This window comes from Pseudomonas sp. GW821-FHT01C01 (assembly GCF_059422645.1).
This window is the reverse complement of record NZ_JBWKXF010000013.1, coordinates 84332-97926: the sequence shown is the minus strand read 5'-3', so window position 1 is coordinate 97926 and position 13595 is coordinate 84332. Positions and strand designations below refer to the sequence as shown.

The following is a 13595-nucleotide window of genomic DNA, read 5'->3' as shown; positions in this document are numbered from 1 at the left end:
TCAGAGCAGGCCAAGTTGCTCGATGGCGGGCTCTCTGTATAGCTCAGGCAACGCCGGCAAGCCAGGCAAACGCAGCATTAGCCTGGCGTGAAAGCGCTGCGCCAGTTTTGCGGCCAGTACGTTGTCGGCCGTGTGCAGGAAGATATACGGCGTGCGGCCTTCTTCGATCCACAGCGCGATTTTTTCGACCCAGGGTTCAAGGAACGGATCGTTGGCCTCAAGCGTCGGATGGCCGATAAAACGCACCTGCGGGAATGCCGTGAATGCCGCCGGACGCGGTGGCACACGGGGTTTCTTCGATTGCGCATGGAGCACCGAGGGCTCGGTCGAGGTGCAACTGAACAGCGCGCGGGGATCGAGACAGATGCGTTCGACTCCGCGATCCAGCAGCAGACGATTGAGCATTCGCTCGCTGTCCCCCTTGGCGAAAAAGTCATCATGCCGCACTTCCACGGCCAGCGGCCGTTGCAGGGCATCGATAAATCCGGCCAGTTCGGGCAAACGCTGGGGCGTGAAGCTTTTCGACAGCTGCAACCACAATGGCGACACCCGCTCGCCGAGCGGGCTGAGTAATTGCAGGAAGGTTTCGGCGGCTGTCAGCTGCTCGCGCAGGTCTCCACCATGGCTGATCTCGCCGGGAAACTTGGCGGTGAAACGAAAGTGTTCGGGCATGGTATCGGCCCAACGCTGCACGGTGCTCGCAGCCGGGCTCGCGTAGAAGGTCGTGTTGCCTTCTACGGCATTGAATACTTGGGAATAGAGATCAAGAAACTCGGCGGGCCTGGCGTCCGACGGATACAGGTAATCGCGCCAGGCGTTTTCACTCCATGAAGGACAGCCGAGGTAGTAAGGCAGCAACATCAGATGTACAGGTCGAGACCCAGCACATCCGCTTCCCAATCGACGAAACCGGCGGTGCTCAGGTAGCTGGCCAGGGCCATCGCCACGCTTTTGCTCATGGCACGGTGGTAAAGCATGTCTTGTTGACGGGCAGGGAGATTGCTCAGTTTTTGCGCAGAGGCTTTGGCGGCGCGTGCAGCCAGTTGCTCTTCAGTCGGGAATTCCAGCTCGCCTTCGATATCAATGGCGTCGTCTTCCACCACGCGGCCTGTGCGAGGTTTGCGCTTGATGGGGTAGGACTGAGAGGAAACGCCGTCTATACGCATAGGTGCATACTCGGAATCAGTGATGGCAGTTTAGTGGCGCAAAAACCACTTCGCAAACCGCCGAGTGATAACTAGAACACATAAAAGACAAAAGGTTTAAAAGCTGGGGTTAGAAAACGACAATTGGCAGAATTAGAGCAGAACACTAACCCTGTGGGAGCGGGCTTGCTCGCGAAGACGGTGTGTCAGGCAACAGAAATGTTGAATGTTATACCGCCTTCGCGAGCAAGCCCGCTCCCACAGGTGCTGCATGAATCAACGTGCCTTGGGCGTCGCCACTTTATCGCGCAGATACACCGGCTGCGCCTCATCGGCCACGATCGCCTCGCCGCGCGCCCAGGCAAATCGCGCCAGGGTCAGCAGGTCTTCGGCATGGGGCAACATGCCTGCGTCCTGCCCGCTCAGGCTGACGGCGATGCGCTCGCCATAACCCCAACCGGTGCCTGCGCCGAACCATTCGCCGCTGGCGTCGGCCGGCAATGCGGCGGACTCCGGTGGCAGTACCGCTTCCGCACCCACCAGGCGCATCTCCCCGGCCGTTTCGCGGTAGCACCCCCAATACACTTCGTCCATCCGCGCATCGATGGCGGCGGCGACTTGACTGGCACCGTGTTCGCGGAACGCACGTTGCGCCAGCACGGCCAGGTTCGACACCGGCAGCACCGGGCGATCCAGGGCAAACGCCAGGCCTTGCACCACGCCGATGGCGATGCGCACGCCCGTGAAGGCACCCGGACCACGGCCGAACGCGATGGCATCGACCGCTTGCAGTGTGGTCCCGGCATCGGCCAGTAACTGCTGGATCATCGGCAACAGCTTCTGCGCGTGCAGGCGCGGGATCACCTCGTAATGGCTCGTGACCTTGCCGTCATGCAGCAAGGCAACGGAGCAAGCTTCAGTCGCGGTGTCCAGGGCCAGCAAGGTGCTCATCGATGTATCCACAAGAGAGATCAGAAAAAAGTGCGTCAGTATAAACAACTACGGCCCGCAAGCGGGCCGTGGATGATGCAGCGGATCAGACTTTTCAGCTCAGGGCTGCAAGCACCTTGGCGGTGATCGCTTCAACCGAACCGACGCCTTCGATATGGCTGTATTGCGGCTTGCCATTGGCAGCCGACAGCTTCTGGTAGAAATCCACCAGCGGCTTGGTCTGCGAATGGTAGACCGACAGGCGATGACGCACGGTTTCTTCGGTGTCGTCCTTGCGCTGTACCAGCTCTTCACCGGTGATGTCGTCCTTGCCAGCGATTTTCGGCGGGTTGTAGACAATGTGGTACACGCGGCCGCTGGCCTCGTGAACACGACGACCGGCGATACGCTGGACGATCTCTTCGTCTTCGACGGCGATCTCAACCACAGCATCCAGCTCGACGCCGGCCGTCACCAGGGCTTCAGCCTGGGGAATGGTGCGCGGGAAGCCGTCGAACAGGAAACCGTTGGCGCAATCGGACTGGGCGATGCGGTCCTTGACCAGTGCGATGATCAGGTCATCGGACACCAGGCCACCGGCATCCATGATGCTCTTGGCCTTGATGCCCAGTTCGGTGCCGGCCTTGACCGCTGCACGCAGCATGTCACCGGTGGAGATTTGCGGAATGCCGAATTTTTCGGTGATGAACTTAGCCTGAGTACCTTTACCGGCCCCGGGAGCTCCCAGCAGAATGACGCGCATCGATGTGCTCCTCAATTTTTTATATAGATAACGTCAGATTCGCCTCGTGGGGCCAATCTCAAAAATAGGGTCGTGACCGCCCAAACGGCCAAAGGCTGATCAAGATACACAGCAGGCTGCGCCCACACAAGACGCCAAAAGTCGGAGAAACCGCTGCCTCTTGCGACCATTGCGCGCAGTTCCCCAAGTCGCAACCCCATCATTAACTGTCGCCTGACAGCACTTTTCAACCCCTGCTGCGGCGGCATCCGCCTCACCTGCCGGATGCCTGAACCCACGGCAAAAACCTTAGCCGGTGTTACGCAATCCGGCGGCAATCCCCGCGACAGACACCAGCAGGGCCTGTTCTACCGGGCTGCCCTGTGCCACGTCCTGCACTCGCGAACGGGCCAGCAACTCGGCCTGCAATAGATGAAGCGGGTCGAGGTAGGTGTTGCGCAAGCGGATGAACTCAAGGGTCGCCGGGCTATGTGCCAGTAGCTGCGACTGCCCGGTCAGGCCGAGAACGATGGTGCACGCCTGCGACAATAGGTCGCGTAAGTGCGCGCCCAATGGCAGCAGATTCGGCTCCACCAGACGCTCGTCATAGGACTGCGCAATGTCGGCATCGGCCTTGGCCAGGACCATTTCCAGCATGTCGATGCGGGTGCGGAAGAACGGCCACTGCTCACGCATTTGCCCCAGCAGTTCGCCTTCGCCACGCTCCAGAGCCTTGCTCAGGGCGGCTTCCCAACCCAGCCAGGCTGGCAGCATCAGGCGCGTCTGGGTCCAGCCGAAGATCCACGGAATCGCCCGCAGGCTTTCAATCCCCCCGGCCCGGCGCTTGGCCGGACGACTGCCCAGCGGCAAACGACCGAGTTCCTGCTCCGGCGTGGACTGGCGGAAATACTCCACAAACTGCGGATTTTCCCGCACCACGGCGCGGTAAGCGCTGACACCGTCTGCCGCCAGTTCATCCATCAAGTGTCGCCACTCAGGCGTAGGTGGCGGCGGAGGCAGCAACGTCGCTTCAAGTACGGCCGCCAGGTACAGATTGAGGTTTTGCTCGGCGATGTCCGGCAGGCCGAATTTGAATCGAATCATTTCGCCCTGTTCGGTGGTGCGGAAGCGCCCCGCCACCGAACCCGGTGGCTGCGACAGGATCGCCGCGTGGGCCGGGCCGCCGCCACGCCCCACGGTGCCGCCACGACCGTGGAACAACAACAGTTCCACTTGCTGCGCACGGCAGATATCCACCAGCCGCTCCTGCGCCCGGTACTGCGCCCAGGCCGCCGCGGTGGTGCCGGCGTCCTTGGCCGAATCGGAATAGCCGATCATCACTTCCTGCGGCCCTTGCAGGCGCGAGCGATAGCCCGGCAACAGCAGCAGTTTCTCGATCACCGGGCCGGCGTTGTCGAGGTCGGCGAGGGTTTCGAACAACGGCACCACGCGCATTGGCCGCAGCAAACCGGACTCTTTGAGCAGCAATTGCACGGCCAGCACATCGGAGGCGGCACCGGCCATCGAGATCACATAGGAACCGAGAGACGCCTCTGGCGCGGCGGCGACTTCCCGGCAGGTCGCCAGCACTTCGGCGGTGTCGGCGGACGGCTTGAAATACGTCGGCAGCAACGGCCGACGGTTGTTCAGCTCACGCATCAGGAAGGCGATGCGCTCTTCCTCGCTCCAGTCCTCGTAGCGACCCAAGCCCAGGTAATCGGTGATTTCGGTCATGGCAGCGGTGTGCCGCGACGAGTCCTGGCGTACATCCAGACGAACAAGGAACAGGCCGAACGTCACTGCCCGACGCAGGCAATCGAGCAACGGCCCGTCGGCGATCACGCCCATGCCGCATTCATGCAGCGAGTGGTAGCACAGCTCCAGCGGGTCGAGCAGCTCGCGGTTGTTTTGCAGCACATCGGTCGGTGCCGGAGTGGGCGTCGACAACGAGGTGTGCGCCCAGTTGCGCGTCGCCCGCAGGCGTTCGCGCAACTGTTTGAGCACTGCCCGATAAGGTTCGGCGCTGTCACCCGCCTTGGCCTTCAATTCTGCGCTGGCCTGCTGCATCGACAGTTCTGCTGCGAGGTGATCGACATCCCGCAGGTACAAATCAGCTGCCATCCAGCGCGCCAACAGTAAAACCTCTCGGGTAACCGCCGCTGTCACATTGGGGTTGCCGTCGCGGTCGCCGCCCATCCACGAGGCAAAGCGAATCGGCGCTGCCTCCAGTGGCAAGCGCAGGCCGGTGGCGGCGTGCAGGGCCTGGTCGGCCTTGCGCAGATAATTCGGAATGGCCTGCCACAGCGAATGCTCGATCACCGCGAAACCCCACTTGGCTTCGTCCACCGGTGTCGGACGCGTGCGACGGATTTCTTCGGTGTGCCAGGCCTCGGCGATCAGCCGCTGCAATGTGATTTTGACTTGCTCTCGCTCGGCATTGGTCAGGTCGCGGTGATCCTGTGCCGCCAGCTGTGCGGCGATGGCGTCGTACTTCTGGATCAGCGTGCGACGCGCGACTTCGGTCGGGTGCGCCGTCAGCACCAGTTCAATCTCCAGTCGCCCCAATTGCCGGGCCAGTGCTTCGGCGCCATGACCCTCGGCACGCAGGCGAGCGAGCAATTCGGGCAACACCCGGGCTTCGAACGGCGCCTGTTGAGACTCCTCGCGACGGTGAATCAACTGGTATTGCTCGGCGATATTGGCCAGGTTGAGAAACTGGTTGAACGCCCGCGCTACCGGCAACAGTTCGTCTTCGGTCAGCTGGTTGAGGCTGGCGCTGAGTTCGGCGTCCATGGAGCCGCGCCGGTCAGCCTTGGCGCCCTTGCGGATCTGCTCGATCTTGTCGAGAAAACCGTCGCCATATTGTTCACGAATGGTGTTGCCCAACAGCTCACCCAACAGGTGAACGTCCTCGCGCAAGCGTGCATCAATATCGGTCATCAGCAGGTCTCCAGCAAAAAATCCGGGCGGCTAAGAACCTAGAGAGTGCCGCTCCAGACAGGTTCTTACAAGCAAGACGACGAAGGGACTTCAAACCCTGCCTGTAGAAGCTAGTCTGAAGATAAGCCTTACAACGGCTGTCGCCGGCCAATGCCGGACACTCACCCTGCCTGCCACGAGCGGTCGCGCCATGAGGTCAATATGAAAATCCGCGAGCTTGCCCACCACTGGGAAGAAAACGCCAAGGGTCGCCTGACTGACACCGGCTACTCGATTCATCTGGATGTGGAGTCTGCCGCACGGCTGGCCGCGCTCGTCGAGATGTACCCCAAACGGCATCCCGAAGAACTGCTGGGCGATCTGATCGGCGCCGCGCTGGAAGAGCTGGAAAGAAGCTTCCCGTACGTGAAAGGCTCGACCGTGGTCGCCACCGACGAAGAAGGCGATCCGCTGTACGAAGACATCGGGCCGACCCCGCGTTTTCTGGCGCTGTCCCGTCGGCATTTGCACGATTTGTCGATGCCTGACGACAAACAGAAACACTGAGTTTGCGCAGAACCTGTGGGAGCGGGCTTGCTCGCGAATGAGGTTTAACATTCAACAAAAATGTTGACTGATACACCGCCTTCGCGAGCAAGCCCGCTCCCACATTTGATCTCTGTTGCCAACAAATACTGGCTTATTGCTCCAGCTGTGGGGTTTCCTGCCCCATGCAGCGCACCGCCTTTTTCTTGCCGTCGACCAGTACGCCGGTCAGGCCTTTCTGCTCGGTGTCGAACAGCACCAGCACGCCATCGATGCACTGCGCCACCTGGGCGGCCGGCTCCAGGGAGACTTTGTAGTCTTCGCCCGGAATCGTCTTGAGCATGGTGAATTCGTTGAGCAGCAACGCATCCTCGGGCTTGGCAAAGTGCAGGTAGCCGTACCACCACAGGGCACCGACGGTGCCGAGGATGCTGCAGATACCGGTGATGATCAGCGGGATGGCGTTACGTTCTTCACTCATTGCGGACTCTCTGGTGGTTCATCTTCAGAATTCGGGGGTGCCGGATAATTGGGGATTTCGCCCAGGCGGCGCAGGCCGTTGAAATGCTGCGGGTCGTCAAGATAACGCAGCATGACCTTGCGCCAGACCGGATTGGCGAACGTCTGCACATGACCGCCGCGGGTCAGTTGCAGCACCCGCGGCGGCGGCGCAGCTTGATACAGTCGGATGCCGTTGGAAAGAGGCACGATCGGATCGTCGATGCTGTGGTAGAGCAGTTTCGGCACATCCTTGAGTTGCGCCATGGCGTTGATCGCGCTGTCGCCGTCCGGTACCAGCCACGACAACGGCACCTGGAACGGCCAGGTCAGCCACGAATTGCTCAGGGCGAACTGACCGACGCTGCGGTAACTGGCGGGAGCACCATCGAGCACAATGGCCTTGAGCTGCTTCTGGCGTTCCGGGTGCTGGACCAGATAATGCACGGCCATCGAGCCACCGAGGCTCTGGCCGAGCAGGATCAGCGGCTTGCCCTTGACCTCCGGCGCCGTGTCCAGCCAGGCGAACGCCGCATCGATGTCCTGATAGATCGCCGGCAGGCTCGGCTTGCCTTCGGACAGGCCGTAACCGCGATAGTCCACAAGCAACACCTGGTAACCATTTTTCGGCAACCAGAAGCTGCCGCCAAGGTGCATGGGCAGGTTTCCGCCGTTGCCGTGCAGGTGCAGCACCGTGCCTTTGACCTCGACACCCGGCTTCGCCGGCAGCCACCATGCGTTCAGCTTGAGGCCGTCGGCGGTGATCAGGGTGATGGTGCGGTATTCGAGCCCGGCCTTTTCCGGGGTGAACAACTGGCCGGGTTCCGGGTAGAACAACAGCGAGCTGCAACCGCTCAAGGCCAGGAGAAGACAGAGGATGCCGAGGATTCTCATCCGTTGAAACCTCGCAAAAAATGGCATTGGAATGCGTCTCCCTGTAGGAGCTGGCTTGCCAGCGAATGCGGTTTAACATTCAACATGACTGTTGTCTGACACAACGCCTTCGCTGGCAAGCCAGCTCCTACGGGGAATATCACCAGGATCACAGGATGTTCGAGTAATCCGCCTCGATCCGGTCCAGGCTCAGGTGGTTGAGGAAGTTGGAGAAGCACATCCACGCCGACAGCGCGTTCATGTCGCGAAACTGTTCCGGCAGGTACTTGGGCGGCACCACCAGGCCTTCGTCCACCAACTGGCGCAAGGTGCGCATGTCTTCCAGGGTGGTCTTGCCGCAGAACAACAGCGGTATCTGCTCCAGCTTGCCTTTACGCACGGCCAGTTGAATGTAGTTGTAAATCATGATGAAGCCCTTGAGGTAGGACAAGTCTTTGGTAAATGGCAGACCTGTCGGCACCGAGCCTCGGAAAACGCGGCTGGTGTTGCTGTAGCTCTCGGGCATCTCGAAGCCTTGCTCACGGAAGAACTCGAACACCTGCAGGAAGTCCGCGCCCTCCTCCACCATGTGAATGGCGCGGGTGCGGTTGGTGAGCTTGCGCAGGCGACTCGGGTAAGACGCGAAAGTGATGATCTCCATCAGGATCGCCAGGCCTTCCTGGGTCACCGTCGACGAGGGCGGGCCTTTGGACAGGAAGGTGCAGATCGGCTGGTTCAGACCGTTGAGCGTGGTGCCGACGTGCACCAGTCCTTCGTGGACTTCCAGGGCACGCACATCGCGCTGGTTGAACATCGCGTCGGAGCGGATCTTGATGTAGTCGGCGCCGGCCGCCGCATCGGCGACGATTCCGTCGGACTCGAACACCCGAATGGTTTCCTCGGCTTCGCCAAACACCTTGTTCAAGCGATGCTGCAACATGTCGACCGCATCCTTGGCGGTCAGCGTCTTCGGTTCATCCTTCAGATCGCCACGGCCGTCGATGTTGTTCAGGTAATCGGAGAGCATCAGGCCGAGGTCGGACAGCGTCGGGTCGCCGGCATGGAACGCATCGGACGCGGCACCGTACAACTCCTGGGAAATCAGGCCGAAATCTTCGGTGCCACGCGCTTCGAGCATGCGCACCACCATGCGGTATTCCTTGCACATGCGCCGCATGATCTGGCCGACCGGGTTGAACTGGCCGAGCTGGCGGGTGATGTCGCGCTCGATGTTCTGGAACTCCAGCTTCACTTTGCTGGAATCGAACGCCAGCGGCCGGTTGAGGTAGTAGTCGCGGTCCACCGCCGGCATTTCCTTGCCCTTGGCCTTGAGGAAGCCCTTGCGAATGTTGTCGTCCCATTTGACCGCATCGAGGACGCGGATCGGCGTCTGCGCCAACACGATGCGATCGGACAAAGCACGTATCGACTGCTGGTAATCGTCCACGCGAAACTCCTGTAGAAACCCGTTGGTGCCGGTTATTTGGCTTTGGCCTGACGCTGGTAGCGCACCGCTTCGACGAACACATCGGAATTGGCCGGGTCGTCAAGGTAGGCGGCGACTTGATCCATGTTGCTGTCGATCAATACGCCATCGCCGTCGTTGGTCTGGAAGCTTTCACCGCTCAGGGCTTTTTGCTTCATGGCCTGGTTGATCTGGTCGAGGTCGAGGTTGTAAACCACCAGTTCATGCTTGTCGGTCAGTTCAAACCCGCCAATGGTGAAATGCCCGCCGAACTGCGCTGGCACCTTCGCCGACAGATACCAGCGATTGCCATGGCGCGACAGGGTGAACGGATAGGCTTCACGTTCCTTGGGCCTGGCCCGGTAGTAACTGACGGCTTGGTAGCGGTTGTCGCCGATGCGGGTCAGTTCGAGGTTGAGCGGCTCGCCCCAGGCATTGGTGCTGGTCCATTTGCCGAGCAATCCTTTGGGCGCGGGTTCGCTTGCAGGCAGCGGCTCCCTGAAGGTCACCAGACAACCACTGAGCAGCAGGAACGACAAGGCGATCACAACGACACGCCAGGCTTTCATTCAATACTCCCTATGAAACATACGCCGAGCAAATGTGGGAGCGGGCTTGCTCGCGAAAGCGGTACAACATTCAACATTAATGTTGACTGACACACCGCCTTCGCGAGCAAGCCCGCTCCCACAGGGCCGTGCCCTTCGCTCACTCCGACGCCAGTACCAGGTGCATGTAGCGCGTCAGGATGCCGAGCATTTCCTCTTCGGCGGCAGGCTCGTCTACGTTGAGCAGCCCCTGATATTCCATCCGGCCGATAATCGCCGTCAACACCTTGGCATCCTGATGCGGTTCGCGCGAGCCCAACACCTGGAACAGCTGGCAAGAGCCCTGCAACAGGATTTGCTGATGCGAGCGCACCAGCACGGCCAGGCGCGGGTTAAGCAACGCTTCCTGGCGGAACGCCTGCTCGGCCATCAAATGTTCACGGCGATTGACCAGTTGCCGGTGAACGTAATCGGTCATCAGCCGCGCAATATCGTCCGCCAGTTTCGAGCGCGCCTGCGGGCTGCCGTCGCCACTGTCGATCATTTCGCGCAACAGGCCTTCGTTGTTCACCCACAGCTTGCCCATGTACGCCGCACTGCGTTCCACGTATTGGGCAAAGGTGTCGGTGAGCAAGTCATCGATATCCTTGAAATAGTATGTGGTCGCCGACAACGGCACTTGCGCCTCGGCCGCCACCGCACGGTGCCGTACGGCGCGCACGCCATCGCGCACGACAATGCGCATCGCGGCGTCGAGAATGTCCTGTCGACGCTGCTCGCTGCCCTGTCGGCTGGCCTTGCGGCCCTGGTACTGAACACTTTCAGCGACCGCAGTGGCGACACCCGCTGCACCTTCTTGAGCCATTGCACGAATCACGACAGGTATTTCCTCTCAGATGAAAGTAACAAGTTGATACGTTTGTACCAGACAGGCAATAAAAAACCGCCTGAAAAGGCGGCTTTTTAATTGAAACACTTACGCTTGCGGCCGCATGTGCGGGAACAGGATCACGTCGCGGATCGACGGAGAGTTGGTCAACAGCATCACCAGACGGTCGATGCCGATGCCTTCACCGGCCGTTGGCGGCATGCCGTACTCCAGCGCACGAACGAAGTCGGCGTCGTAGTGCATGGCTTCGTCATCGCCGGCGTCCTTGTCGGCCACCTGGGCCATGAAGCGCTCGGCCTGGTCTTCCGCGTCGTTCAGCTCGGAGTAGGCGTTGGCGATTTCACGACCACCGATGAACAGCTCGAAACGGTCGGTGACGTTCGGGTTCTCGTCGTTACGACGGGCCAGCGGTGACACTTCGAACGGGTACTGGGTAATGAAGTGCGGCTGTTCCAGCTTGTGCTCGACCAGTTCTTCGAAAATCATCACCTGCAGCTTGCCCAGGCCTTCGAAGCCCAACACCTTGGCACCGGACTTCTTGGCGATGGCGCGGGCCTTGTCGATGTCGTTCAGGTCGTCAGCGGTCAGCTCAGGGTTGTACTTGAGGATCGAATCGAACACCGACAGACGTACGAACGGCTCGCCGAAGTGGAACACTTTGTCGCCGTATGGCACGTCGGTGCTGCCCAGAACCAGCTGAGCCAGTTCGCGGAACAGTTCTTCGGTCAGGTCCATGTTGTCTTCGTAGTCGGCGTAGGCCTGGTAGAACTCCAACATGGTGAATTCAGGGTTGTGACGAGTCGAAACGCCTTCGTTACGGAAGTTGCGGTTGATCTCGAACACTTTCTCAAACCCGCCAACAACAAGGCGCTTGAGGTACAGCTCCGGCGCGATACGCAGGAACATGCCCATGTCCAGCGCATTGTGGTGGGTTTCGAACGGCTTGGCTGCCGCGCCGCCCGGAATGGTTTGCAGCATCGGCGTTTCCACTTCCAGGAAGTCACGCTTCATCAGGAAGCTGCGGATGTGGGCGATGACTTGCGAACGCACGCGGAAAGTCTGGCGCACGTCTTCGTTGACGATCAGGTCAACGTAGCGCTGGCGGTAGCGTTGCTCGGTGTCGGTCAGACCGTGGTGCTTGTCCGGCAGCGGGCGCAGGGATTTGGTCAGCAGGCGCACGTTGGTCATTTCAACGTACAGGTCGCCTTTGCCGGAACGGGCCAGGGTGCCTTCGGCGGCAATGATGTCGCCCATGTCCCAGGTTTTCACCGCGGCCAGGGTTTCTTCGGACAGGGTTTTACGGTTGACGTAGACCTGAATCCGACCGGTCATGTCCTGGATCACCATGAACGAGCCACGGTTGAGCATGATGCGACCGGCAACCTTGACCGGGATCGCAGCCTCTGCCAGCTCTTCCTTGGTCTTGTCCGCGTACTGCTTCTGCAGTGCATCGCAGTAGTTTTCGCGGCGGAAGTCGTTCGGGAAGGCATTGCCCTTGGCGCGCTCGGCAGCAAGCTTTTCCTTGCGCAGGGCGATCAGGGAGTTTTCTTCCTGTTGCAGGGCTTGCGGGTCGAGTTCTAGGTCGCTCATGTCTTTAAATATTCCATCTGGTTCGTTTTCCCCGGCCTGCGGCCGGGGATCGCCGGCAAGCCGGCTCCTACAGGGGATCGCGGTGTGTCAGTAACTTACAGCCCGGACTTCAGGCTCGCTTCGAGGTATTCGTCGATGTCGCCATCGAGCACCTTGTCACAGTCGCTGCGTTCGATGTTGGTGCGCAGATCCTTGATCCGCGAGGCATCGAGCACGTACGAACGGATCTGATGACCCCAGCCGATATCGGATTTGGTGTCTTCCAGCGCCTGGGACGCCGCGTTGCGCTTCTGCATTTCCTGCTCGTACAACTTGGCCCGCAGCATTTTCATGGCGGTGTCTTTGTTGGCGTGCTGGGAACGTTCGTTCTGGCAGCTGACCACGGTATTGGTCGGTACGTGGGTGATACGTACGGCCGAGTCGGTGGTGTTTACGTGCTGACCACCGGCACCCGAGGAACGATAGGTGTCGATCCGCAAGTCTGCCGGGTTGATTTCGATTTCCACCTTGTCATCGATCTCTGGCGAGACGAACACCGCGGAGAACGAGGTGTGGCGACGGTTGCCGGAGTCGAACGGGCTCTTGCGCACCAGACGGTGCACGCCAATCTCGGTCCGCAACCAGCCAAACGCGTATTCGCCCTTGATGTGCACGGTCGCGCCCTTGATCCCGGCGACTTCACCGGCGGACAGTTCCATGATGGTCGCGTCGAAACCGCGTTTGTCGGCCCAGCGCAGGTACATGCGCAGCAGAATGTTGGCCCAGTCCTGGGCTTCGGTGCCGCCGGAACCGGCCTGGATGTCCAGATAGGCGTTGTTCGGGTCCATTTCGTGGCTGAACATGCGACGGAATTCCAGCTTGGCCAGACTTTCCTCGAGTCGGGCCAGCTCGGCGACGACATCATCCACTGCGCCTTCGTCGTTTTCTTCGACGGCCATGTCCAGCAGGTCGCGGCAATCGGCCAGACCGGTGTTCAACCCGTCGAGGGTATCGACGATCTGCGCCAGCGCAGCGCGCTCGCGGCCCAATTCCTGGGCGTATTCAGGTTTGTTCCAGACACTCGGATCTTCAAGCTCGCGATTGACTTCGGTCAGACGCTCATGCTTTTGATCGTAGTCAAAGATACCCCCGAATAGTTTCGGAGCGCTCGGACAGGTCCTTGATGGTGTTCAGGATCGGGTTGATTTCCATGACGGGCAGCACTCGTTGGCGAACTTTTGAAAGCCGGCGAGTATACCGTAATCAAGCGGTCCCGGCAGCCCGCATGGCGGGTTTACCGGCGAATGGTTTCCACGGCAAGGCACTGGTAGCAGATGCCGAGCCTGCGAGGCTGCGTTCGGCGGCGCAGCCGTCGTAAAACCGGACGATGCGGTTTTTCAGGAAAACGGCGATGGCGAGGACTTCGTCCTCGAACGCAGCCTCGCGGGCTCGGCAGCTGCTACAGCGCTAC

At 60.4% G+C, this 13595-nt stretch carries 13 protein-coding genes; 1 reads left to right on the top strand and 12 read right to left on the bottom strand.

Annotation, left to right across the window (positions count from 1 at the left end):
* The 5 genes from AC07XF_RS11620 to ppc form a co-directional block, all read right to left on the bottom strand.
* The gene (locus AC07XF_RS11620) at positions 1 to 861 is read right to left on the bottom strand and encodes a DUF72 domain-containing protein (protein ID WP_495026603.1); all 861 of its coding nucleotides are present in this window, start codon (positions 859 to 861) and stop codon (positions 1 to 3) included.
* Positions 861 to 1166, bottom strand: a complete 306-nt coding sequence (locus AC07XF_RS11615; protein ID WP_007990798.1) for a hypothetical protein — start codon at positions 1164 to 1166, stop codon at positions 861 to 863. The genes AC07XF_RS11620 and AC07XF_RS11615 overlap by 1 nt, the downstream gene beginning before the upstream one ends.
* Positions 1167 to 1421: 255 nt before the next feature.
* Positions 1422 to 2096 (bottom strand): tRNA (adenosine(37)-N6)-threonylcarbamoyltransferase complex dimerization subunit type 1 TsaB, encoded by a 675-nt coding sequence (gene tsaB / locus AC07XF_RS11610; protein WP_495026602.1) that lies wholly within the window; start codon positions 2094 to 2096, stop codon positions 1422 to 1424.
* 94 nt (positions 2097 to 2190) lie between these two features.
* Positions 2191 to 2838, bottom strand: coding sequence for an adenylate kinase (adk, locus tag AC07XF_RS11605; RefSeq protein WP_007990793.1), 648 nt, complete (start codon positions 2836 to 2838; stop codon positions 2191 to 2193).
* Between the two features lie 288 nt (positions 2839 to 3126).
* Entirely contained in the window at positions 3127 to 5757 is a 2631-nt protein-coding gene (gene ppc / locus AC07XF_RS11600; RefSeq protein ID WP_495026601.1) for a phosphoenolpyruvate carboxylase, read from the bottom strand.
* A 201-nt stretch (positions 5758 to 5958) separates the two neighbouring features.
* Here ppc and AC07XF_RS11595 point away from each other — a divergent pair, with 201 nt between their 5' ends.
* On the top strand, positions 5959 to 6303 hold the full coding sequence (locus AC07XF_RS11595; RefSeq protein ID WP_104450704.1) for a pilin assembly protein: 345 nt from the start codon (positions 5959 to 5961) through the stop codon (positions 6301 to 6303).
* Positions 6304 to 6436: 133 nt separating this feature from the next.
* On the opposite strand, the gene AC07XF_RS11590 is transcribed toward AC07XF_RS11595, so the two are convergent.
* From AC07XF_RS11590 to prfB, 7 genes are all read right to left on the bottom strand, one after another.
* Positions 6437 to 6763, bottom strand: coding sequence for a PA3694 family proteiin (locus tag AC07XF_RS11590; protein ID WP_495026600.1), 327 nt, complete (start codon positions 6761 to 6763; stop codon positions 6437 to 6439).
* Positions 6760 to 7674: an alpha/beta hydrolase gene (locus AC07XF_RS11585; RefSeq protein WP_495026599.1), complete on the bottom strand. Its 915-nt coding sequence runs from the start codon at positions 7672 to 7674 to the stop codon at positions 6760 to 6762. The genes AC07XF_RS11590 and AC07XF_RS11585 overlap by 4 nt, the downstream gene beginning before the upstream one ends.
* 148 nt (positions 7675 to 7822) lie before the next feature.
* A complete protein-coding gene (locus AC07XF_RS11580) occupies positions 7823 to 9100 on the bottom strand; it encodes a flavohemoglobin expression-modulating QEGLA motif protein (RefSeq protein WP_495026598.1) in 1278 nt (425 codons plus the stop codon).
* Between the two features lie 32 nt (positions 9101 to 9132).
* Positions 9133 to 9687 (bottom strand): hypothetical protein, encoded by a 555-nt coding sequence (locus AC07XF_RS11575; protein WP_495026597.1) that lies wholly within the window; start codon positions 9685 to 9687, stop codon positions 9133 to 9135.
* Positions 9688 to 9826: 139 nt separating this feature from the next.
* Positions 9827 to 10531 carry a TetR/AcrR family transcriptional regulator gene (locus AC07XF_RS11570; protein WP_495026596.1) on the bottom strand — a complete coding sequence of 235 codons (705 nt, stop codon included), beginning with the start codon at positions 10529 to 10531 and terminating at the stop codon, positions 9827 to 9829.
* 111 nt (positions 10532 to 10642) lie between these two features.
* Positions 10643 to 12145: a lysine--tRNA ligase gene (lysS, locus tag AC07XF_RS11565; protein ID WP_495026595.1), complete on the bottom strand. Its 1503-nt coding sequence runs from the start codon at positions 12143 to 12145 to the stop codon at positions 10643 to 10645.
* A gap of 95 nt (positions 12146 to 12240) precedes the next feature.
* Positions 12241 to 13336, bottom strand: a protein-coding gene (prfB, locus tag AC07XF_RS11560; protein WP_104450710.1) for a peptide chain release factor 2 whose coding sequence is annotated in 2 segments (ribosomal slippage) — positions 12241 to 13263 and positions 13265 to 13336 — 1095 coding nt in all. Because the reading frame shifts where the segments join, the coding sequence is not laid out codon by codon here.
* Positions 13337 to 13595: the final 259 nt, after the last annotated feature.

Coding starts and splice junctions, on each gene's coding strand:
- AC07XF_RS11620 (WP_495026603.1), bottom strand. CDS start 861: ATGTTGCTGCCTTACTACCTCGGCTGTCCTTCATGGAGTGAAAACGCC.
- AC07XF_RS11615 (WP_007990798.1), bottom strand. CDS start 1,166: ATGCGTATAGACGGCGTTTCCTCTCAGTCCTACCCCATCAAGCGCAAA.
- tsaB (WP_495026602.1), bottom strand. CDS start 2,096: ATGAGCACCTTGCTGGCCCTGGACACCGCGACTGAAGCTTGCTCCGTT.
- adk (WP_007990793.1), bottom strand. CDS start 2,838: ATGCGCGTCATTCTGCTGGGAGCTCCCGGGGCCGGTAAAGGTACTCAG.
- ppc (WP_495026601.1), bottom strand. CDS start 5,757: ATGACCGATATTGATGCACGCTTGCGCGAGGACGTTCACCTGTTGGGT.
- AC07XF_RS11595 (WP_104450704.1), top strand. CDS start 5,959: ATGAAAATCCGCGAGCTTGCCCACCACTGGGAAGAAAACGCCAAGGGT.
- AC07XF_RS11590 (WP_495026600.1), bottom strand. CDS start 6,763: ATGAGTGAAGAACGTAACGCCATCCCGCTGATCATCACCGGTATCTGC.
- AC07XF_RS11585 (WP_495026599.1), bottom strand. CDS start 7,674: ATGAGAATCCTCGGCATCCTCTGTCTTCTCCTGGCCTTGAGCGGTTGC.
- AC07XF_RS11575 (WP_495026597.1), bottom strand. CDS start 9,687: ATGAAAGCCTGGCGTGTCGTTGTGATCGCCTTGTCGTTCCTGCTGCTC.
- AC07XF_RS11570 (WP_495026596.1), bottom strand. CDS start 10,531: ATGGCTCAAGAAGGTGCAGCGGGTGTCGCCACTGCGGTCGCTGAAAGT.
- lysS (WP_495026595.1), bottom strand. CDS start 12,145: ATGAGCGACCTAGAACTCGACCCGCAAGCCCTGCAACAGGAAGAAAAC.